The organism is Streptomyces sp. NPDC027185, assembly GCF_055567035.1.
The window spans coordinates 181,714-203,230 of the sequence record NZ_JBVHRF010000004.1; the positions used below are offsets into that span (position 1 = coordinate 181,714).

Annotated in this window: 18 protein-coding genes and 1 pseudogene; 16 read left to right on the forward strand and 3 right to left on the reverse strand. The window is 75.6% G+C overall.

The annotated features are described in order from the left end of the window. Positions 1–546 precede the first annotated feature (546 nt). From ACZ4M8_RS14385 to ACZ4M8_RS14400, 4 genes are all read left to right on the forward strand, one after another. Entirely contained in the window at positions 547–1,230 is a 684-nt protein-coding gene (locus ACZ4M8_RS14385) for a glycerophosphodiester phosphodiesterase (protein ID WP_467606880.1), read from the forward strand. Positions 1,231–1,517: 287 nt separating this feature from the next. After that, positions 1,518–2,375 (forward strand): ABC transporter substrate-binding protein, encoded by an 858-nt coding sequence (locus tag ACZ4M8_RS14390; protein ID WP_467606883.1) that lies wholly within the window; start codon positions 1,518–1,520, stop codon positions 2,373–2,375. Continuing rightward, positions 2,372–3,262 (forward strand): amino acid ABC transporter permease, encoded by an 891-nt coding sequence (locus ACZ4M8_RS14395; RefSeq protein ID WP_467606884.1) that lies wholly within the window; start codon positions 2,372–2,374, stop codon positions 3,260–3,262. Before ACZ4M8_RS14390 ends, ACZ4M8_RS14395 begins: the two co-directional genes overlap by 4 nt. Beyond that, positions 3,259–4,023 (forward strand): amino acid ABC transporter ATP-binding protein, encoded by a 765-nt coding sequence (locus ACZ4M8_RS14400; protein ID WP_467606887.1) that lies wholly within the window; start codon positions 3,259–3,261, stop codon positions 4,021–4,023. Before ACZ4M8_RS14395 ends, ACZ4M8_RS14400 begins: the two co-directional genes overlap by 4 nt. A 168-nt stretch (positions 4,024–4,191) precedes the next feature. On the opposite strand, the gene ACZ4M8_RS14405 is transcribed toward ACZ4M8_RS14400, so the two are convergent. Next, positions 4,192–4,725, reverse strand: a complete 534-nt coding sequence (locus tag ACZ4M8_RS14405; RefSeq protein ID WP_467606889.1) for a GNAT family N-acetyltransferase — start codon at positions 4,723–4,725, stop codon at positions 4,192–4,194. A 264-nt stretch (positions 4,726–4,989) separates the two neighbouring features. On the opposite strand from ACZ4M8_RS14405, the gene ACZ4M8_RS14410 reads away from it, so the two are divergent. From ACZ4M8_RS14410 to ACZ4M8_RS14425, 4 genes and pseudogenes are all read left to right on the forward strand, one after another. Further along, positions 4,990–5,376, forward strand: a complete 387-nt coding sequence (locus tag ACZ4M8_RS14410) for a VOC family protein (protein ID WP_467606890.1) — start codon at positions 4,990–4,992, stop codon at positions 5,374–5,376. A gap of 225 nt (positions 5,377–5,601) precedes the next feature. Continuing rightward, on the forward strand, positions 5,602–6,345 hold the full coding sequence (locus ACZ4M8_RS14415; RefSeq protein ID WP_467606892.1) for a DUF5134 domain-containing protein: 744 nt from the start codon (positions 5,602–5,604) through the stop codon (positions 6,343–6,345). Between the two features lie 242 nt (positions 6,346–6,587). Continuing rightward, a complete protein-coding gene (locus tag ACZ4M8_RS14420; RefSeq protein ID WP_467606894.1) occupies positions 6,588–7,523 on the forward strand; it encodes a M56 family metallopeptidase in 936 nt (311 codons plus the stop codon). A 406-nt stretch (positions 7,524–7,929) separates the two neighbouring features. Further along, positions 7,930–8,337, forward strand: a pseudogene (locus ACZ4M8_RS14425) (phosphatase PAP2 family protein); the annotation flags it as partial. A 331-nt stretch (positions 8,338–8,668) separates the two neighbouring features. On the opposite strand, the gene ACZ4M8_RS14430 reads toward ACZ4M8_RS14425, so the two are convergent. After that, the gene (locus ACZ4M8_RS14430; RefSeq protein ID WP_467606896.1) at positions 8,669–9,181 is read right to left on the reverse strand and encodes an HAD domain-containing protein; all 513 of its coding nucleotides are present in this window, start codon (positions 9,179–9,181) and stop codon (positions 8,669–8,671) included. Positions 9,182–9,726: 545 nt separating this feature from the next. On the opposite strand from ACZ4M8_RS14430, the gene ACZ4M8_RS14435 reads away from it, so the two are divergent. From ACZ4M8_RS14435 to ACZ4M8_RS14445, 3 genes are read left to right on the forward strand one after another with little or no spacing between them, the layout of a single operon-like run. Next, positions 9,727–10,392, forward strand: a complete 666-nt coding sequence (locus ACZ4M8_RS14435) for a helix-turn-helix transcriptional regulator (RefSeq protein ID WP_399094374.1) — start codon at positions 9,727–9,729, stop codon at positions 10,390–10,392. Positions 10,393–10,424: 32 nt separating this feature from the next. Further along, complete coding sequence (locus ACZ4M8_RS14440) at positions 10,425–11,144, forward strand: Pvc16 family protein (RefSeq protein ID WP_467606898.1); 720 nt, start codon at positions 10,425–10,427, stop codon at positions 11,142–11,144. After that, positions 11,134–13,194, forward strand: coding sequence for an ATP-binding protein (locus tag ACZ4M8_RS14445; RefSeq protein ID WP_467606901.1), 2,061 nt, complete (start codon positions 11,134–11,136; stop codon positions 13,192–13,194). Before ACZ4M8_RS14440 ends, ACZ4M8_RS14445 begins: the two co-directional genes overlap by 11 nt. Positions 13,195–13,262: 68 nt before the next feature. On the opposite strand, the gene ACZ4M8_RS14450 is transcribed toward ACZ4M8_RS14445, so the two are convergent. Then, a complete protein-coding gene (locus tag ACZ4M8_RS14450; RefSeq protein ID WP_467606903.1) occupies positions 13,263–14,651 on the reverse strand; it encodes an RICIN domain-containing protein in 1,389 nt (462 codons plus the stop codon). A gap of 322 nt (positions 14,652–14,973) precedes the next feature. Between ACZ4M8_RS14450 and ACZ4M8_RS14455 the strand changes: the two genes are divergently transcribed. From ACZ4M8_RS14455 to ACZ4M8_RS14475, 5 genes are all read left to right on the forward strand, one after another. Then, positions 14,974–16,578 carry a phage tail sheath family protein gene (locus ACZ4M8_RS14455; RefSeq protein ID WP_467608020.1) on the forward strand — a complete coding sequence of 535 codons (1,605 nt, stop codon included), beginning with the start codon at positions 14,974–14,976 and terminating at the stop codon, positions 16,576–16,578. A 121-nt stretch (positions 16,579–16,699) separates the two neighbouring features. Further along, positions 16,700–17,143 carry a phage tail protein gene (locus ACZ4M8_RS14460; RefSeq protein ID WP_143944641.1) on the forward strand — a complete coding sequence of 148 codons (444 nt, stop codon included), beginning with the start codon at positions 16,700–16,702 and terminating at the stop codon, positions 17,141–17,143. Continuing rightward, entirely contained in the window at positions 17,143–17,643 is a 501-nt protein-coding gene (locus ACZ4M8_RS14465) for a hypothetical protein (protein ID WP_467606906.1), read from the forward strand. Before ACZ4M8_RS14460 ends, ACZ4M8_RS14465 begins: the two co-directional genes overlap by 1 nt. Next, positions 17,640–17,798: a DUF6760 family protein gene (locus ACZ4M8_RS14470; protein ID WP_345091290.1), complete on the forward strand. Its 159-nt coding sequence runs from the start codon at positions 17,640–17,642 to the stop codon at positions 17,796–17,798. The genes ACZ4M8_RS14465 and ACZ4M8_RS14470 overlap by 4 nt, the downstream gene beginning before the upstream one ends. A gap of 1,985 nt (positions 17,799–19,783) precedes the next feature. Next, a complete protein-coding gene (locus ACZ4M8_RS14475; RefSeq protein ID WP_467606909.1) occupies positions 19,784–21,511 on the forward strand; it encodes a hypothetical protein in 1,728 nt (575 codons plus the stop codon). Positions 21,512–21,517: the final 6 nt, after the last annotated feature.

The window sequence follows — 21,517 nt, forward strand, 5'->3', positions numbered from 1 at the left end:
CTTCCACTCAAGGGGGGACGGTGAAAATTATTTCGTCCACACCCCTAGATCACGGGGATTTTTCCTGTCACTGCCGGGTGGAGCGACACGTTCTCACCGTATTCACCACCCCGTCGCCCCGCGACGCGGGCCGTTCCGCGGCGGCGTCAGCCCGGTGGGGACGCGCCCACGCGCGGGTGAGCGGGTTCGTCCGCGGCCGGGGCGGACAGATACCCCTGGGCGGGTGTTCAGGGCCGGCGGGCCGGGGCCCCCGCCCGGTGCGGGGCCCGGCGGACGGCTCCGGACGGCGGCCCGGCGGACGGACCGCGGGGGCGCCCGGCGGGGCGCGCGACGGCCGGTCCGCGCCGCTTACGGGGCCCGGTTGAGCCGTTAGGATGTGCGCCATTTCGTACGGCTTTGTGCTCGGGATCGTGGTGGGGGCGGATGCCGGTGCGGGCCGTCGCCGGGGCCGGGCGCCCGGGGCGTTCCGGGGTGCGGGGCCACGGCACCGCCGCGGAGCGAGTGGCGATGTCAGAGCAGTACCGAGCCGACAGAAGCGAGGCAGCCTTGTCCTTTCTCACCATCGGACACCGCGGAATGATGGGCGTGGAGCCGGAGAACACCCTCCGGTCGTTCGTCCGCGCCGAGCGTGAAGGGCTCGACGTCGTCGAGCTGGATCTGCATCTGAGCAAGGACGGCGCGCTCGTGGTGATGCACGACGCGGACGTGTCCCGGACCACCGACGGCAGCGGACCGATCGCCGAGCGGACCCTCGCGGAGCTGCGGGAACTGGACGCCGGGCAGGGCGAGCGGATCCCGGTGTTCGAGGAGGTGGTGGACGCGGTCCAGGCTCCGTTGCAGGCCGAGATCAAGGACGTGGCGGCGGCGCGGGCGCTCGCCGAGGTGCTGCGGGCCCGCGACCTGACCGGCCGGGTCGAGGTGATCTCCTTCCACGACGAGGCGCTGGCCGCCATCCGGTCACTGGTGCCGGGGGTCCGTACCGCGCTGGTCGCCAGCCGGTACGGCACCGATGTGGTGGACCGGGCGCTGGCGGTCGGCGCGGCGATGCTCTCGCTCAACATCCGCCGTCTGACACTGGAGTTGACCGAACGGGCGCACCACGCGGGGCTGCGGGTGGTGGCGTGGACCGTCAACACCCACGACCACCTGCGGCTGGCCCGCGGCCTCGGCCTGGACGGGGTGGTGACCGACCGGCCGGAGATCCGGCGGGCGGTGCGGTTCACGGCGTAGGACGGGCCGTTCCGGGCGGGGCGTTCGGCACGTGGCCCCTCGTGCGTTCGCCGTGTCGGGGCAGAGCGTTCGCCCGCGTGGCTCGCGGGGCGGTTCGCGTCCGGGGCGGGGGCTCGGGCGGGTGGTTCGCGGCGGGGCGGGGGCGCGCCTACGGGTGGCGACCCCCGCCCCGGAACCGCCTTTCCGGGTGAAATCCGCAGTTCACAGGCGTGCAATCTCGTCCCGGCATCCGGACGTTTTCCGCAATGATCTCGACAGACGGCCGCTCGTCCTGTCACTCTCCCGCCATGCGCCTCGCCAACCGCCCCGCCCTGCTCGCCGTGTGTGCCGCCCTGTTGGGCGGCGCCGCCGTCGGCTGCGCGCCGCAGGACACCTCGTCCGCCGCGGCGGGCCCGGCGAGTTGTGCGCCCGGCAAGCTCGACACCGTGACGGCCGGCAAGCTGACCGTCGGGACCGACAAGCCCGCGTACGCGCCGTGGTTCCACGACGGCGATCCGGCGAACGGCAAGGGCTTCGAATCGGCCGTCGCCTACGCGGTCGCCGACCGGCTCGGCTACCCGCGGTCCGCGGTCGGCTGGCGGACCGTGCCGTTCAACAACGCGTTCGCGCCCGGTGAGAAGAAGTTCGACTTCGACATCAACCAGATCTCGATCAGCGCCTCGCGGAAGCAGGCCGTCGCCTTCTCCTCCGGCTACTACGACGTGCGGCAGGCCCTCGTCGCGCTCAAGGGCTCGAAGGCGGCGCGGGCGAAGAGCATCGCCGATCTCAAGGGCGTCCGGCTCGGCGCGCAGGTCGGCACCACCAGCCTCGACGTCATCAACGACACCATCCGGCCCGAGCAGCGGCCCGCGGTCTACCAGAAGAACGACTTCGCCAAGTCCGCGCTGAAGAACGGTCAGGTCGACGCGATCCTCACCGATCTGCCGACGGCGTTCTACATCACCTCCGCCGAGGTGACGGACGCCAAGGTGGTCGGGCAGTTCGCGGCCACCGGTGACGAGCAGTTCGGCCTGGTCCTCGACAAGGGGAGCCGGATCACCGGCTGCGTCCGGAAGGCGGTCGACGCGTTGCGGAAGGACGGCACCCTCGCCGCCCTGGAGAAGAAGTGGCTGGCCGACGCCGCCCACGCACCGGTGCTCAAATGAACCTGACGAAAAGCCCGTCGGGGACCGCCGCCGGGGACGACGGCTACGTCCCGTCCGCGCGGCGGCTGGCACGGGAGCGGTACCGGCGGACCCGGGCCCGCCGCGCCACCGCCGTCGCCGCGCTGAGCACGCTGGTCACCGCCGCCGTGCTGTACGTCGTGATCACCGGATCACCCGGCTGGCAGCGCACCCGCGAGACCTTCTTCAGCGCCGCGTACGCCCGTAAGGCGCTGCCGAAGGTGCTGGAGGGGCTGCTGCTCAATCTGCAGTTGCTGGTGGTGTGCGGCGCGGCGGTGCTGGTGCTGGGGATGGCGCTGGCGGTGGCGCGGACGCTGCGCGGCCCGGTGTTCTTCCCGCTGCGGGCGCTGGCCACCGCGTACACCGACTTCTTCCGGGGGCTGCCGCTGATCATCTGCCTGCTGATGGTGGTCTTCGGCGTCCCGGCGCTGCGGCTCCAGGGCGTCACCACCGATCCGGTGCTGCTCGGCGGGGCGGCGCTGGTCCTGACGTACTCCGCGTACGTGGCGGAGGTCTTCCGCGCCGGGATCGAGTCGGTGCACCCCTCGCAGCGGGCCGCGGCACGGTCGCTGGGCCTGTCGAGCGGGCAGGCGCTGCGGTTCGTGGTGCTGCCGCAGGCGGTACGGCGGGTGGTGCCGCCGCTGCTGAACGATCTGGTCTCGCTCCAGAAGGACACCGGTCTGGTGTCGATCGCCGGGGCGGTCGACGCGGTGTACGCGGCGCAGATCATCGCGGGCAAGGACTTCAACTACACGCCGTACGTGGTCGCGGGGCTGGTCTTCGTCGCCCTGACGATCCCGATGACCCGGCTGACGGACTGGGTGACCGCCCGGATGGACCGGCGCCGCGCCCAGGGAGGGACCGTATGAGCGAGCCGGGTGCCGCGCCGGTATTGCGGCTGGAGGCCGTCCGCAAGACGTACGGGCGGGGCACGGTCGTGCTGCGGGACGTCGATCTGGAGGTGGCGCCGCACACCGTCACGGCGCTGATCGGGGCGTCCGGCTCCGGCAAGTCGACGCTGCTGCGGTGCGCCAATCTGCTGGAGGAGATCGACGACGGGGCGATCTTCCTGGACGGCGAGGAGATCACCGACCCGCGTGCCGACGCGGACACGGTGCGCCGCCGTATCGGCGTGGTCTTCCAGGCGTACAACCTCTTCCCGCACATGACGGTGCTGGACAACATCACGCTGGCGCCGCGCCGGGTCCACGGCGTGGCGCGGGACGAGGCGGAGTCCCGCGCCCGGGAGCTGCTGGAGCGGTTGGGGCTCGGCGGGCGGGCGGACACCTATCCGGACCGGCTCAGCGGCGGTCAGCAGCAGCGCGTCGCCATCGTCCGGGCGCTGGCCTGCCGTCCCCGGCTGCTGCTGCTCGACGAGATCACCGCGGCGCTCGACCCGGAGCTGGTGGGCGAGGTGCTGTCGGTGGTACGCGGGCTGAAGGACGAGGGCATGACGATGGTGCTCGCCACCCATGAGATGGGGTTCGCCCGGGATGTCGCCGATCAGGTGTGCTTCCTGGACGGCGGGGTGGTCCGGGAGCGCGGTACCCCGAAGGAGTTGTTCGGCGCGCCGCGTGAGGCGCGCACCCGGCAGTTCCTGGAGCGGGTCGTCGGTACGGGACGCTGGTAGGAGACCGCGCCGGGACGGGCTCCGTGCGGCGGGTACGCCCGGTGGCACGAGGCGCCGGTGGGGCCTCGCCGGACGGGCCGCGGACGGCGGGTCCGGCGGTGGGAGGCGCCGGTGGGACGGGGACGGCGTACGACGGGCCCGCGGGCGGGCCGCCCGGTGGCGCGGGGCTCAGTCGAGGGGCTTGACCAGCAGTTCGAAGGCGAGGTCGGCGCGCTGCGGGATGCCGAACCGTTCGTCGCCGTAGGGGAACGGGCTCAGCTCGCCGGTGCGCCGGTAGCCGCGCCGCTCGTACCAGGCGATCAGCTCGGTGCGCTGCCGGATGACGGTCATCCGCATCTCCCGGGCACCCCATTCGGCGCGGGCGGCGCGCTCCGCCTCGGCGATGATCACCTTGCCGAGGCCGGCGCCCTGGAGCGCCGGGCGGACCGCGAACATGCCGAAGTAGACGTGGTCACCGCGGTGTTCGAGCTGGCAGCAGGCGATCGGCTCGCCGTCGCGCTCGGCGACCAGCAGCCGGCCGTCCTTCTGGCGCACCACGGCGGCGACGCCCTCGGGGTCGGTGCGCTGCCCCTCCAGCAGGTCCGCCTCGGTGGTCCAGCCCGCCCGGCTCGCGTCGCCCCGGTAGGCCGACTCGATCAGCGCGACGAGCGCGGGGATGTCGGCGTCGGTGGCGGAACGGAAGACGAGTTCGCCGGTGGGCATGGTGCGGGTCCTCTCGGGCGGGCGGTGGCGGTGCGGCGGCCGGGGCCGGGCGCGCAGCGAGACTAGCAAGGCGACACGCCTGTTGAGCAGGGCCTTTCGTCCCGGTACGAGCCGGCCGGACGCCGTGGCCGGGCCGTCATCGGCGCCCGGCCGGCGGACTCCTGGCGTCCGCGCCGACGCGGTACGGGCGGGGCGCGGCGGCCCGGGACCCGCCCGGCGGCCGCGGAGCCCGCGGCCGTCCGCCCCGGCGCGTAGGGTCCGGGCATGGTGCAGGTACTGAGCAGCAGGGTGCTGGTGCGGCCCGCGGATCCCGAGCGGTCCCGGGCCTTCTACGGCGGGACGCTGGGGCTGGAGATCTACCGGGAGTTCGGTACCGGCCCCGAGCGCGGCACGGTGTACTTCCTGGGCGGCGGCTTCCTGGAGGTCTCCGGCCGGTCGGAATCCCCGCCCGGCCGGACGCTTCAGCTGTGGCTCCAGGTGGCGGATGTGGCCGCGGCGCACGAGACGCTGGTGGCGCGCGGTGCGGAGATCCTGCGGCCGCCGGTCCGGGAGCCGTGGGGCCTGGTCGAGATGTGGCTCGCCGACCCGGACGGCCACCGCCTCGTCCTCGTCGAGGTACCCGCCGACCATCCGCTGCGCTACCGGCCCTGAGCTGCGGTTCCGGGCGCCGGGGCCGGTGCGGGGCCGCCCGGTGGCACCGGTGTCCCGGGCCTCCCCGGGGTGCCCGGTCCTGCGCTCCCCGCCTGCCCCCGTGCGCTCCTTTGCGCCCCCGGTGACCTGGGCATCCTGCGGGCGTACGTGATCGGCGTCCGGCCGGGCCGCGGGCCGGCCGCGCCGTACCGGACCGGGGGGGAGGCCGGGGTGCACGGGTCGTCGTTGACGAGTTGGCTGCTGGTGGTGGTGTGCGCGGTGGCGGGCGGGTACTGCCTGTCGCGGGCACGCCACGGCACGGCGGCGCAGCGGTACCGGGCGCGCGCCCAGGCGCTGATGGGCTTGGCGATGGCGGTGATGGCGCTGCCCGCCTCACTGGTCGCGCCGCCGCCGTGGCTGCCGTGGGGGTACGCCGCCGTCTTCACCGCCGCGGCCGTCCGGGCCGTCCGGCTGCGGCACGCGCACCACGCCGTCGACGCGCTGGCGATGGTCTACATGGCGCTGGCGATGACCCCGCTCCTGGCCGCGGACCCGGCGACGGCCGGTACGGCGCCGATGGCGATGCCGGGCGGGCCCGGCGGCGCGACGGCCATGGACCACGCAGGGCACGGCGCCATGGGCGGCCCGCCCCTGGTGACGGGCGCCCTGCTGATCTACTACGCGGGGTCCGTCCTCCTCGCCGGGGTGCGGCTGATACCGGGCGCCGGGGCGGAGCCCGAGGAGACCGTCGCGGTGCCCGTGGGCACGGCGTCCGCGGCGGCTGCGGGGGCGGGCCCGGCGGGCGGCGGCGCGGCGCTCCCGGAAAGCGTCACCGGCCGTCCGGTGGCGGGCTCTCCGGCCGGGCCGCCGGAGGGCGCCGGCGGGTCCCGCGCCGCCCTGGCCGGTCCCGTGCTCCGGCGGGCCGAGGCGTTCGGCGCCTGCCGGCTGGCGATGAGCCTCGGCATGTTCGTGATGCTGCTGGCCCTCTGACCGCGGGGTCCGCCCGTACGGTGCCGCCGTTCGACGGGGCCGTGACGAGACGGGGCGGCGTGGCAGGGCTCCGGCGGGCGCCGCCGATCCGCCGATCCGCCGGGGCGTCGGGGCGTCGGGGCGTCGGGGCGTCGGGGCGTCGGCCGGAAACGGCTGGTGTCACACCTGTGGTGAGGGTGGCGTGCGTCACTTCCGGATCGCCGCCGTACCGTCCGTGAGCGGGGCGCTCATAGGCTGGCCGCATGATGGTCCCCCTCACGCTGATGATCCTCGGCGTGCTGGCCGCGTCCACGGCACCGCGGCTGATGGCCCGTTCGGACTGGCCCGACCGGGAGCCGGTGCTCGCCCTGTGGGTCTGGCAGTGCGTGGTCGCCGCCGTACTGCTCTGCTGCGGGCTGGCGATGGCGCTGAGCGCGGCGGCCGCCTGGGAGGCCGTCCGCGGCCCGGTGTTCGGCTTCGCGCCCCGGGTCGTCGTCGAGGCGTACGCGCTCAACACCTACGGGCCGTGGGCCGGTTCGCTGGCGCTGCTGCTCGCCGGGGGCGGGGTGTGGACGGCGGTGGCGCTGACCCGTGAGGTGCGCGCCGCGCGCGCCCGCCGTCGGCAGCGGCGTGCGGATCTGCTGCGCCGGGCGCCGCTGCTGCCCGGTGAGGAACGCTCCGGCGACCGCCTCGTGGTCCTGGAGAGCGACCGCCCCGAGGCGTGGTGGCTCCAGCGCAGCGCGCCCCAACTCGTCGTCACCACGGCCGCGTTGCGGCGACTGAAGGGGCGTCAGCTCGATGCGCTGCTCGCCCATGAACAGGGTCACGCACGGGCCCGGCACGATCTGCTGCTGCACTGCGCCTCGGCGCTCGCGGCCGGTTTTCCGCAGGTCCCGGTGTTCGCCGCGTTCCGGGATCAGGTGCACCGGCTGGTCGAACTGGCGGCGGACGATGTGGCGTCGCGCCGCTTCGGCCGGCTGACGACGGCGCTGGCGCTGGTCGGGATGAACGAGGACCGCGGGGTCTTCGGGCCGTGCCCGGAGCAGTTGGGGCAGGTGCCGCAGCGGGTGGACCGGTTGCTGGCGCCCGGTGTCCGCTTCTCGCCCGCGCGCCGGCTGCGGATCACCGCGTACGCCGCGCTGGTCCCGGCCGTACCGCTGCTGATCACGTTCGTTCCGGGGCTGCGCGCCCTGACGTGACCGGGCGGCGCCGGGGCCGGGCGGTGCGCCCCGGAGCGAGGCGCGCCACCGCGCCGTACCCGGAGGGGAAATGACGGGGTGCGGTGCCCCGGGGCGGGGCGTGGTGCCGGGCGGTGGTGTCCGCGAAGATCTGCGCATGGCTTCGTCAGAACGGCGCGCGGCGCCGGCTCCGCGCCCCCTCGGCACCTCCCCGTCCCGCCGTCCGTCCCCGGGTTCGGCCTCGGCCGTCCTGGTGGGTTTCGCCGTGCCCGCCGTCGTACTGACCCTGCTGGTCACGGCGGGCTGGGCGCCGCTCTTGGGGCTCGACCGGAGCGTCGCGGACACGCTGCACGCCACGGCTGTCGACGCGCCCGGCTGGACGCACGTCAACCGGATCCTCACCGACTGGGTGTGGGACCCCTGGACGATGCGGGCGCTGCTGGCGGTGGTGGCCGGGCTGCTCGTCCGCCGCGGTGCGTGGCGGCTCGCGCTCTGGGTGGCCGCCACCGCGCTTCTGGGCACCGCCCTCCAGCAGGGACTGAAGGCGGCGGTGGACCGGGACCGTCCGGTGTGGCCGGACCCCGTCGACTCCGCGCACTATCAGGCGTTCCCGTCCGGTCACGCACTGTCGGTGACGGTCGCGGGCGGGCTGGTGCTCTGGCTGCTGTGGCGCCACGCGTGCCGCCCGGCCGTGCGGCGGGCGGCCGTCGCGGCGGTGGCGGTGTCGATGGCCGGTGTCGGCTTCACCAGGGTGTTCCTGGGGGTGCACTGGCTGTCGGACGTCGTCGGCGGCTGGCTGGTCGGCGCCACGGTGGTCGCGGCGTCGGTGACGGCCCACGGGGCGTACGAGCGGCGCCGCGGCGGCGGGCGCGACGCGGGAGCGGACGCCGGTCCGGGCCGTTGAGAGCCACGGGGCGCGGCCGGGGCCCGTGACGGGCCGGGGCTCGCGCCACCGCCCTCGCCGGTCCCCGTACGGTGCCGCGTCACGTACCGGGAGCGTGGCCACCGGGCCCGTACGGTCCCCCGGTCGCACGCCACCGCCGTCGCCGCCGGACATCGCCGCGCGGGGCCCGGCCGGTGGCCGGTGCCGCAGCCGGACGAGGCGGGCCTCGCGAGACGGCCGCGGCACCGGAGCGGGCCGGGCCCCGTACCACCGTCCTCGCCCGTCACTCCCCCCGTGCCCAGGCCCGCAGGGCGGCGAAGTCGTCGTCGCGCAGGCCGGCCGCCGGGTCGATGCGGCGCAGCAGGCACTCACCGCGGTGGTGGTGGGCGATCCAGGCGCGGTCGGGGTCGCCGATCTCGTCGTCCACCCAGGCGAACGGGTGGTCGTCGGCGACGGCGACCAGCCGGCGGGTCTTCCAGTGCACACCGTCGCGGGCGCGGTGCGGGGGCCGGGGCCAGTCCACGTACGGGAGGGCGGGCAGGCCCAGGACGGGGGCGATCCAGGTGTTGGCCTCGGCCCCCCAGGTGCTGGCCCACACCAGGCGGTAGCCGAGGCCCAGCAGCAGCGGGCCGTGCCGGGGGTCGAGGCGTACGGGCAGCGGTGGGTGCGGTTCCGCCCAGCCGGTGGGGCGCATCGGCAGGGTGGTGTATCCGGCCGGGGCCTGCCCGACGGGGGCCTGCCACGGGTTGAGCGGGCCGTCGACGTCGAGGAAGAGGATCGGGCACGGGGCACTCACCCGTCCGATGCTCCTCCCCCGGCCGGGCGGACGCGAGCGCTCCCCGGCGGTGCCCGTCCCGGCCCCGGCACCGGGACGCGGGGCGGGCATTTCCCGGCCGGTTCACCGATTCACCCCGAACTTCGGACAAAAACCGAAGTCGTGCGCACCGTCGGCAGCACGATCATCTTTCCCTCGAAAACGCAATTCCGCTTACGGGGGGAACGGGAGGTCGCAACGGGGCACATCGCGTACCGCAAACCCCGGAGTGACCCCCGCGCGCCGGGGTAACAATTCGCCAGATGACCTAATTTAGCCCTATGGTTCAGGGCCGTTACCTCCGCCCGCGCACCGCCAACACCTGCGGAAACGAGATCGGTTCACCGTCGGACCGCACTTTTCTTCGACAATTGCGTCACAGCTGGACCGGGTGCGCAACCATCCCCGTCTCCCCCTTCATCTCTCCGTCTGATACCACATCAAGTGACGTCATCGTGAGGACACGGATCGGCCGCTGCGGAAATACCTCCGTACCGGCGCGGCGATCGGCACGGGAGGACAGCAATTTGCGCGGCTCATTCAGGACGGCCGTGGAGGAACCCGCACAGCGCATTCCCGTTGTGGTGCACGCACCGGATCCCATCTCCCGGGAAGGGACCATCAGCCAACTGCGCCGCCATGCCATGATCGACCTCGTCGACGAGGCGACCGCGCAGCAGTCGGGCGGCGTCGCGGTGCTGCTCACCGAGTCCCTCGACGAGACGATGCTCGGCTGGCTGCGGCGGCTGGTGCGCAGCGACGGGCTGCACGCCGTGCTCGTGGTGAGTCTGATCCGCGAGGCGGAGCTGCTGGACATCATCGAATGCGGGGTCGGCGCCATCGTCTGGCGCCGTGAGGCCACCGGCAACCGGCTCCTCCAGGCAGTCATCGCCGCCTCCCGGGGCGACGGCGACCTCCCCGCAGATCTGCTCGGACGGCTGCTCAGCCAGGTGGGATCGCTCCGTCCGGGCACGCTCGGCGTCCCGGGCGTGCGCCCCTCGGGGCTCTCCCAGCGCGAGGTCGACGCGCTGCGGCTGGTCGCGGAGGGGATGGACACCGGAGAGATCGCCCGGAAGCTGGCGTACTCCGAACGCACCGTCAAGAACATCATGCAGGGGCTGACGACCCGTCTGAACCTGCGCAACCGCGCGCACGCCGTTGCCTACGCGCTGCGCGAGGGCTACATCTCGTGAGGGCCGTACGCGGCCGACTGGAGCGACACTGAATGATCCACGAAGTGGACGAGGTCATCGAAGGGCTGCTGACCGGCGGGGTGCTCGCCGGCACCGGCATCGAGATAGCCTTCGACGCGCCGACCCGCACCTGGGCGTCCCGGCGCAACTCCCCCACCCTCAACGCCTACCTGTACGACATCCGCGAGGACACCGGGCGGCGTGAGGGCGGCACCATGCCGGTGCGGGACGAGCGGGGCGCCGTGGTCCGCCGCCGGCGTCCGCCGCGCTGGTTCCGGCTGTCGTACCTCGTCACCGCCTGGACCAAGCGGCCGCAGGACGAACACCGGCTGCTGTCGGCGGCCCTCGCGTCGATGCTCCCCCACGAACTGCTGCCGCCCGAGCGGCTGCCGCGCGCGCTGGCGGCGCTCGGACTGAGCGTGCCGCTCGTCGTCGGCGCCACACCGGGCGACGCCCGCTCGCGCGCCGAGTTGTTCTCCGCGCTCGGCGGGGAGCTGAAGCCCTCCGTCGACCTGATGCTGACCGTGCCGTTCCCGGGCTTCCCCGAGTACGACGCGGGTCCGCCGGTCACCGAGGGCGCGGTGGTCTCCGCCCGGGAGCTGGACGGCCCCCTCGCGGACGCGCCCCGCGCGCACCAGCAACGCCACCTCAAGAACGTGGCCCGGCCCGCGTCCCCCGCCGCGCGGCCCGACGGCTCCGGCACCGACGGCACCGACGACTCCGGCACCGCGGAGGCGCCCGGTGAGCGGTGACACCCCCGCCGGCGGCGGACCGGCGCGGACGCTGGCCGGCCGGCTGGCCGCGCTGCACGAGCGGACCGCCGCGCTGGTCACCCGCCGCGGCGCCGACGACCCGACGGCCGACGACCCGCTGCGCGGTCTGTACCTCTCCGACGACGCGGTGCGCCACCGGCTGCACCGCGCGGACGGGGCCGACGCCCCGCCCGCGGAGTGGGCGGAGCCGGCGGACGGCGCGGCGGAGCCCGGCGACCGGCTGGCGGCCCTCGCCCGGCGCCTGGGCCTGACCCCGCTGGACGCCACCGTCCTGCTCATCGCCCTCGCCCCCGACCTGGACCGCGGCTTCGAGCCGCTGTACGCGTACCTCAACGACGACGTCAGCCGGCGGCGTGCCACCACGGGGCTCGCCCTCGACCTGTGCGGGCTGCTCGCGCCGGACGCCGCGGGCGCCGCCGCGCGGGCCCGCTTCCACCCCTCGGCGCCGCTGTCCGCGTACGGCCTGCTGCGCATCGAGGAGAGCGACCGGCCGTTCCTCGGCCGGTCGCTCCGCGTCCCGGACCGGGTCGCCGCCCATCTGCTGGGCGACGCCACCTTGGACGCCGCGCTCGCCGGATACGTCACGGAGCTGCCCGGCGACGCGGCCGACGCGGTGCACGATCCGGCCGATCAGCTCGGCGCGCTGCTCACGGCGGGCCCGGCCACCGTCTACCTGCGCGAGCACCGCGAGGGCGACGGGCTGGCACGCGCCGTGGCCGCGCTGCGGGCCGCGGGCCGTGCGGCGCTGCACTACACACCGCCCGCCGCCCCGCGCGGGCAGCAGCCGTCCGAGCACGGCGCGGCGCCGGACGACCGGGGCCCGGTGGCGGCCCTGCTGCGCGAGGCCCGGCTGCGCGACCACGCCGTCGTCGTCTCCCCGCTGCCGGACGAACCGGGTCCGCTGATCCGGGAGTTGACGGCGGCGGACGTACCGGTGCTGCTGTGCGGCAAGCGGCCGTACGACCCGCTGTGGTGCGCGCACGATCCGCTGGTGCTCCAGGCGCCGCGGACCCAGGCGGGCGCGGTGGACGTCTGGGAGGCGGCGCTCGGCGCGGACGCCGCGACGCCCGGCCTCGACCTGGCGGCCACGGTCGCCGCGTACCACCTCGACGAGGACCGGATCCGGCGCGCCGCCCGCTCCGCGCGGGCCCTGGCGACGCTGGAGGGCACGGCGCTGACCGCAGCGCATCTGCGCGACGCGGCCCGGCAGCAGTCGGCGTCCGGTCTGGAGCGGCACGCCCGGCGGATCCGTCCGGACGTCGGCTGGGGCGATCTGGTGCTGCCGGACGGGCCGCTCGGCCAGCTGCGGGAGCTGGCGCTGCGCGCCCGCCACCGCGACCGGGTCCTGGGCGACTGGCGGCTGAGCGCCGGCGGCGGCCGGGGCCGCGGGGTGCTGGCACTCTTCGCCGGGGACTCCGGCACCGGCAAGACGCTGTCGGCGGAGGTGGTCGCCGCCGATCTCGGCCTGGACCTCTATGTCGTGCAGCTCTCCTCCGTCGTCGACAAGTTCGTCGGCGAGACCGAGAAGAACCTGGAGCGGATCTTCACCGAGGCGGACCGTACGGACGCGGTGCTGCTCTTCGACGAGGCCGACGCCGTCTTCGGCAAACGGTCGGAGGTCAAGGACGCGCACGACCGGTACGCCAACATGGAGAGCGCCTATCTGCTCCAGCGGCTGGAGGCGTTCGACGGCATCGCCCTGCTGACCACCAATCTGCGGGCCAACATCGACGACGCGTTCACCCGCCGTCTGGACCTGGTGGTCGACTTCCCGTTCCCCGACGCCGAGCAGCGGCTGGCGCTGTGGCGGCACAGCCTGACGCACGTACCGTGCGCGGACGGCATCGATCCGGGGCGGTGCGCCCGGGAGTTCGAGCTGTCCGGCGGTTCGATCCGCAGCGCGGTGGTCACCGCCGCGTACGCCGCCGCCGGGCGCGGTGAGCCGGTCACCGACGCCGATCTGCTCACCGGCGCCCGCCGTGAGTACCGCAAGGGCGGACGGCTGGTGCTGGACGACGCCGGCTGGTGACACGGGACGGCGCCCGGCCGGTGAAGATCACCGGCCGGGCGCCGTGGGACGTGGGCCGTCCGGGTCCGCTACTTCTCGATGAGCCAGCCCTGGTCGTCCTCGTCGGTGCAGTTGGCGAGCGTCAGCGCGGTCGCGTCCTTCAGGTCCTCGCCCCGGGCGTAGTAGCCCTTCACGTCCAGGCAGTAGTTGTTGCTGGTGGCGTTGCGGATCCAGATCTGGCCGGTCGCCGGGCGTCGCTCCAGCCACCACACCTGGTTGCCGTCCTTGCGGTGGGTGCAGTTGGACTCCTGGATCAGCGAGGTGTTCGGCGCCGGGACGGGGCCCTGCACGTCGAGGCAGTGGTTGGCGCGGAGGTTACGGACCTGGAAGAGGTCCTTCCCGCCGGGACCCGCGCCCTTCCCGCCCGGCATCAGCTCGAAGCTCCACCGCTGGTTTTCCTCGGTGGGCGAGCCGTTGCAGCCGAACTGCATGACGGTGTGCCCCAGTTCCCCCTCGCTGTAGCCGGTGAGGTCGACGCACTTGTGCGTCGCGCCGTTGCGCAGCAGCACGTTGTGGAGGTGCGCGTACGGGTCCGGCTTCGGCTTGTTGTTCCCGCCGCCTCCGCCGTTGTCGTTCTTCGGCGCCTGCGACGTCTGCTGCGGGCTCGGTTCCTGGGCGGACGGCGACGGCTGGATGGTGTGCGCCGTCTGACCGGGGGCCTTGTCCTGCGCCTTGGTGCTCACGTCCGGCTTGTAGGTCAGCCAGATCATCACGAACGCGATGGCGAGCCCCAGCAGCAGGCTGAACAGCACGCCCAGCCAGCGCGGCAGCAGTCCCGGCTGGAGGTACGTACCGCGGACCGGCAGCGGTTCGGCGCCGGAGCGCTGCACCGACAGGGTGTAGGGGCGGGACTGCGCCGCGCCTGCCCAGATGATCTGCCGCGGCTTGAGCGTGGTCTTCAAGAACGCCGCGCGCCCCGGCTCGATCTGCACGTTCGCCGGGTTGATCTCGTACGACAGCTGATCGCTGTTGTCGTGTCCGCTGACGGACGCGGTGAGCTTGACGTTGCCGAGGTTGTCGATGGCGAGCTGCGGACGGCCGCGGAACCGGCCGGTGACGTTCGTGGGGACGAGTTCGGCGCGGACCTCGCTGAACGGGGTGACGGTGATGTTGCCCTCGGGGACGGTGGTGGCCTCGGGGAACTCCGTCGGGATGATCTGCACACCGTACGGGTGGGGGCCCGCGGCGGCGTCGGGGGTGCGCGGCGGAGCGAAGGTCAGCTCCACGGTGCCCGTGGTGCCCGGGTAGAGCCGCAGGGTCCCGGGCTCGACGGTCGTCCACGGCGCCAGGTCGCCCACCGGGACGCAGCGGTACTCGTCGACGACGTCGCCGGTGTTGCGCAGCCGTAGCCGCACGGTGGTACTGCCGCCCGGGTCCACGGTGGTCGAGGCGGGTTCGAGAGAGGTCCACAGGCTCATACGGCGACCGTATGGCGAGGCCGGGGGGTGTGTCGCAGGACTGGGGGCACGGTCGGCTGCCCCTAGGGACCGGGTCGGCTGCCCTCGGGGCCCGCACGGGGTGCACCCGCGCCCCGGGGCTGCCCCGGAAGCGGACCCACCGCAGGTCAACGGGGGCCTCACGCCGCGTCCGGCGACCCGATGTGCGGGCCCCGGCTGCCCGTTGGGGCACCGGCGCTGCCCCCGCTACGGCCCCGACGGACCTTCCGGACTCCGCGAGGCCACGGCAACAGTGGCGTACTCCACCGTCATACGGTTGTCGTACCCCGAGGAGAACCAGCGCATGCCGTCGTATCTGTCGCCCGGCGTCTACGTCGAGGAGGTCGCCAGTGGCTCCCGCCCGATCGAGGGGGTCGGCACGTCCGTGGCGGCCTTCGTGGGCCTGGCGCCCACGGGGCCTTTGAACGAACCGACTCTGGTCACCAACTGGTCCCAGTACGTGGCCGCCTTCGGCGAGTTCACCGACGGCTACTACCTCGCCCACTCGGTGTACGGGTTCTTCAACAACGGCGGTTCGGCCGCCTACGTGGTGCGGGTCGGCGGCGCTTCCGCCGACGGCGCGCAGGGCTCCGCCGCGCCCGCCGCGGTGCCGGCCGCCGCGGCGCCCGCCGAGCTGACGCCGGGTGAGCCGACCGCTCTGGGCACCTTCGCGGTCCGGGCGCTGGCGTCCGGCACCGGTGGCGGCGCGCTGAGCGTCGAGGTCGCCGACCCGGAGGGCGAGGGCCCGGCCGAGCGGTTCCGGCTGCTGGTCAAGGACGGCGACAAGGTCGCCGAGAGCTTCGACGTCAGTGCCAAGAAGAGCACCCGCAACTACGTCGTCACGCAGGTCAAGGAACGCTCCAAGCTGATCACCGTGCTGGAGGCGGCGCCCTCGTCCCAGCTGGCGCGCCCCGAGAACCAGACGGTGGAGCTGGCGAAGCCCGTCCAGGCGCCGGCGGCCCCGGCGCCCGCCGCCCCGAGCGCGGTCCCGGCCGTCCACCCGGGCCCCGCCGAGTACCTCGGTGACTCCGCCGACCGCACCGGCTTCGGTGGGCTGGAGGCGGTCGACGAGATCTCGATGGTCGCCGTTCCCGACCTGATGGCCGCCTACCAGCGGGGCGCCATCGGCCTGGAGGAGGTCAAGGCCGTTCAGCTCGGTCTGATCGCCCACTGTGAGCTGATGGGCGACCGCGTCGCCGTCATCGACCCGCCGCCCGGCCTCAACGCCCGGGACATCCGGGTGTGGCGCCAGGAGACGGCGGGCTACGACTCGAAGTACGCCGCGGTGTACTACCCGTGGATCAAGGTCTTCGACCCGGCGTCCGGCCAGGCGCGGATGGTTCCGCCGAGCGGTCACGTCTCCGGCATCTGGGCGCGCAACGACTTCGAGCGCGGTGTGCACAAGGCCCCGGCCAACGAGGTCGTACGCGGCGCCGTCGACCTGGAGACCCAGATCACCCGCGGTGAGCAGGACCTGCTCAACCCGGTCGGCGTCAACTGCATCCGGGCGTTCCCCGGCCGCGGTATCCGCGTGTGGGGTGCCCGCACCCTCTCCTCCGACCCGGCCTGGCGCTACATCAACATCCGCCGGTACTTCAACTACCTGGAGGAGTCGATCCTGATCGGCACCCAGTGGGTGGTGTTCGAGCCCAACGACGAGGCGCTGTGGGCCCGGATCCGGCGGAACGTCTCCGCGTTCCTCGTCAACGAGTGGCGTAACGGCGCCCTGTTCGGCTCCCGGCCGGAGGACGCCTTCTACGTGAAGTGTGACGCCGAGACCAACACCACCGAGTCGGTCGACCTCGGCCGGGTCATCTGCGAGATCGGCATCGCGCCGGTCAAGCCCGCCGAGTTCGTGATCTTCCGGCTGGCGCAGTTCTCCAGCGGCAGCGGCGAGCTGGAGGAGTAGGGCCGCCGGGGGCGGGGCGCGGCCCTACGCCGTGCCCCGCCCCGTCCGCACCTGACCGTTCCGTTTTCCGGGGGTCCGGCATCCGCGCCGGTCTCCCCCGACCCAGCACAGAGAGCGACCCATGAGTCTGCAGCCCGGTGATTCCCTCACCTCACACAATTTCGGCCTCCAGATCGACGGCGTCATGGTCGAGTACCTCCAGGAGGTCAGCGGCCTGAGCATCGAGCAGGACGTGATCGAGTACCAGCAGGTCTCCAGCCAGGGCAAGCCCGTCACGAAGAAGCTGCCGGGCGTGAAGAAGGCCGGCACCTGCACGGTCGTGCGCGGTATGACGCAGTCCGCGGCGTTCAACCAGTGGATCACCCAGTCCGTCAACGGCCAGATGTCGACGGCGCGGAAGAACGCCACGATCATGGTCATGGACTACATGAACACCCCGGTCAAGCGCTACAACATGCGCAACGCCTGGTGCAGCAAGGTCGACACCTCCACCGTCAAGGCCGGTGAGGCGTCCGCGCTGACCGAGACCGTGACCATCACCTTCGAAGAACTGGTCATCGAGTAATGCGCCGTACGGCCAACCGGCCCGCGGCCGTCCCCGACCCGGCCGCCGCACCCGCGGCCCCGGGCGGGGACCCCGCGGCGCCCGCCCCCACCGCGGCACCGGCCCCCGCGCCCGCCGCCGAACGGGCACCGCTGCGCACCGAGTTCGAGTTCGAGCTGCCGCGCGGCTACGTCGACGACGCGGGTGTGGTGCACCGCACCGGTTCGATGCGGCTGGCGACGGCCCGCGACGAACTGGTGCCGCTGCGGGACATCAGGGTCCAGGAGAACCCGGCGTATCTGTCGGTGGTGCTGCTGGGCCGCGTCATCACCCGGCTCGGCACGCTGCACCAGGTGCACGACGGGATCGTGGAGAACATGTTCGCCTCCGACCTGGCGTTCCTCCAGGACTTCTACCGGCAGGTCAACGCGGAGGGCCACACCCGGGCCGGGGTGACCTGCCCGCACTGCGAGCAGCCGTTCGAGGTGGAGCTGGGCGGGAGCCGCCTGGGGGAATCGTGACGTACGCGGCCGACCGTATCCACGCGGAGATCGCGTACGTCGCCTACCACTTCCACTGGAGCCTGGAGGACATCCTGGACCTCGAACACGGGGACCGCCGCCGGTACGCCGACGAGATCGCCGCGCTGGTCAACCGCGCGGCGGCGGAGGGCTGATGGGACTCCTCGACAGGCTGCGCGGCCGCCGCGCGGATCTCACGGACGGCACCGCCGCCGCACCCGCCGCGTCCACCGGTCCCGCCGCGGCGCCGGCTCCGGCGGACGCCGCCGCGGAGACCGGGCGGCGCGCCACGGACGGCTGGTCGGCGCTGCCGCCGATCCGGCGTGCCTTCGCCGACCGGGCGGACACCGTCGCCGACCGCGGGTTCGGCCCGTCGCTGACGACGTGGCAGAACCCGTCCTTCACCGGCACCCTCACCCACGCGGTGCTCGACGGCGGGCCCGGCGGGCGGATCTCGCAGCTCTCCGCCGCCCCGGTCCGCGCCGCCGGTGAACCGGCCCCCGAGGTGCCGCAGTTGCCCGTCGCGGGCCCGCGTCCGGCGCCCGCCGGTGCCGTGTCCGACGCGGGCGGCGAGGGCGGCGCGGCGTACGACGACGCTCCGGCGGCCCCGGTCGCGGTGGCACGGGCGACGGGCCCCCAGGTCCGCCCGATGTCCCCCGCCGCCACCCGCCCGGCGTCGCTGACGTCGGCGCCCCGGGCGGGCGCCGCCGGCCCGGCTCCGCGCACCGCGGTGCAGCGCCGGAAGTTGCCGGTGGCCCCGCCCGGCGCGGCGCCCGCACCGGCTGCCCGGCCCGCGGCGACGCCCCGGTCCGCGCCCGCGAACCGCCCGGCGGACGCGCCCCGTTCCGGTACGGACTCCGTACCGGGGCCCGGCGCGTCCGCCGCGGGTGCGGGCCCCGGCGGCTCCCCGGCGGGTGGGGCGGGCACCCCGCTCCCGCCCGCCGCTGCCGCTCCGCCTCCCGCCGCCGGTGCGCCGCCGGTGATCCAGCGGTCGGCGCGCGCCGACCGGACGGGGCCCGGCGCACCGGCCGGGCCGGCGACTCCCCCGGCCGGCCCCGCGCCGTCCCCGGCCGCCCCGGCTCCCGCCCGTGCCACGGACTCCCCCGCGGCGTCCGGTACGTCCCGTACCGCGGACGCTCCGGTCCGGTCCGGTGGGACGGCCGCCCGCCCCGCGGGTGACCGTCCGGCCGGGCTCGCCCGCCCGCTGCCCGTCGTGCAGCGGGCCCCGGCCGCCCCCGCCACGCCCTCCGGCGCCGGAGGGCAGCGATCCGCCCGCGCCACGGGCCCTGTCGGCGCGCCCCTCCGGCCCGGGGCGAGCGGTACGTCCGGTGGTACGCCGGGCGGTGCGGCGCGTTCCGGTGCGTCCGCGCGTCCGGGTGCGCCGACGCCGGGGGCCGGCTCCGGCCGGGGTACGGGGCCGGGTGCGGCCCCTGACAACGGTCCCGCGTCCGGCCCGTCGCCGTCCTCGCCCCCGTCTTCCTCGCCGTCCGGTCCCGTACCGACGTCGGACACCGGTGCGCGGAAAGGGCTCGGGGCTCCGGTGAGCACCGGTCCGTCCGATGCCGTCCCCGTCGCCCGTGCCACAGGGGCGCAGGACTCCGGTGCACGGCGGAGCGGCGGGCCGGGGGCGGACGGTGACCGTCCGCTGACGGTCTCCCGCGCCCTGGCCGCGCCCGACTCCTCTCGTACGGCGGGAACCCCCGCGTCCGCGACGTCCCGCACCCCGGACGGTTCCGGAGCGGGCGCGGCGGCCCGGACGCCCGGCGGCCCGGCCGCGCCGTCCTCCCGGCCGGGTGCGGGCGCGTCCCCGTCCGCTCCGGCGGGCCCCGGCGTCCCGGCGGGCCGGTCGGCTCCCGGCACGCCCGCGGTCCCCGCCGCCGGAGCGGCCTCCTCCGGTGCCGGTACGCCCGCGGTGCAGCGCAGCGCCGTGAGCGGTACGCCGCACCCGGGGCTGGGTGCGCCCCGGGCCACGCGGCCGTCGGCCGCCTCCGGTACGCCTGCCGCACCGGTGCCGTCCGGTGCTCCGGTGCAGAAGCGGCCGGTGGCGTCCGGCACGCCGTCACCGCAGGCACCGGCGGCACCGGCCGTCCCGGCGCCGCCCGCGTCCGCACCGCCCGCCGGGGCTCCGCCCGTGGCTCCGGTGGAATCCGCGCGCCCGGCGCCGCGTACGGCCGCGACTCCGGGGCCGGCGGCCCGCTCGGCGCAGGCCCGTCCGGCCTCCGGCACCGCTTCTCCGGCGCTCTCGCCGTCGCTCGCGCCGGGGGCGTCCGCCGCCGCGGGCCCGGCGCTGCCGGTGGCCCGGCGTACCGCGTCGGCGTCGTCCGGAGCCGGGGAGCCGCGGCGGCGCCCGCTGCTGGGCGCCCCGCTGACCACACCGTCGAAGACCGGGACGAAGCTGACCGGCCCGGCGGCGGCGACGTCCGCCGGGCCGCCCCGCGCCGCCGGTCCGTCGGGCTCCGCGGCCGCGCCTGCGGCCCGTCCGGGGGGTGACGCCGCGCCCGTGCAGCGCGCCGTTGCCGTGGGGCGGCCCGAGGCGGTCCGGCCGTCCGGTACGGGCCCGGCGCCGGCGGAGGGCGGCCGTCCGCCGGGGGACGCGCCTCGCTCCCCGGCAGCGACGCCGGTCGCCCGCGCCGTGACCGGCGCGGCGCCGCCCGCCGTCCGTACCGCGCCGCCGGAGCCGGTGACATCGGTGACGGCACTCGCCGGGCCGGCCGCCCCCGCCGGGCGTCCGGACGCGGTGACCGCCTCCCGTCCGGACCCGGCGGCCGCTTCCGGGCCGTCCGCCCCGTCGGCCGGTCCGGTGGCGACCCGTCCGGCGGCGGCCCTGCCGCTGGCGTCCTCGCGTCCGCTGACCTCGGCGACGGCCTCCGCCGCTCTGCTCGCCGCCCCGGTGCAGCGCCGTACCGCCCCGGTGGCGGCGCCGCTGCGCGACGGCCCGGTCCCGGGCGCGCCCACCGCGCCGCTGCCGCCGCCCCACGCGGGCCGGACGCCGTCGGCACGGCCCGCCGGCGGACCGGTCCCGCCGCCCGTGCCCGGCGCTCCGGCGCCCGGCCCCGGCGCCCCGGCGGCGGGAGGCGCGCCCGCCGCTCCCGTACAGCTGCGGCAGCTCCCGGGCGGTGCGGCGCCCCAGGTTCCCGTCGTCGGTACGGCGCTCGCCGGGCCGCCCGCGGCGGTGCGGTCCGCCGCCGCGGAGCCCGCCGTCCGGCAGGCCGTACCGCTGCGTGCGGCACCGGACGGTCCGGGCGACGCGCCGCGGCGGCCGCCGGTGCCGCTCCCGGCCGCGTCCGGTGCCCGGCCGCCCGCCGTGCAGCGGAAGGCCACGCCGGTGGTGCCGGTGCCCGCGCCCCTCGTGGCGCCGGTGCCGTCCGCCGTACCGCCCGTGGCCGGCCCGGCGCCCGTGACGCGGGCACCGGCGCAGCCGCAGCGGACCGGGACCGCGCCCGCCGCGCCTCCGGCTCCGGCTCCGGCTCCGGCTCCGGCTCCGGCTCCGGCGATCGTCCAACGCGCCCCGGAGCAGGGCGGGTCCGCGCAGCGACCGCGGCTGGAGAAGGGCGGCTCCGACGCGCACGACGCGGCGAAGGCCCGGACCCACGTCACCGCGGAGAGCGCGCCCGCCGAACCGGAACGGGGGCAGGGCCGGGGGCAGCAGCCGCTGCGGACCTCGGCGCGCAACCGCCACCTGCCGAAGGAGAAATCCGCGAAGCGGGCCGCCGAACAGGAAGGGGGCGGGTTCGACGCCCGGAGCCTCACCGACGGGCAGGTCGACGAGCTGGTGCACCGGCTGGTCGGGCTGCTGATCCCCCGCCTGAAGGCCGAGTTCCGCCACGACCGGGAGCGCATCGGCCGACTCCGCGATCCGCGCCGCTGACCCGGC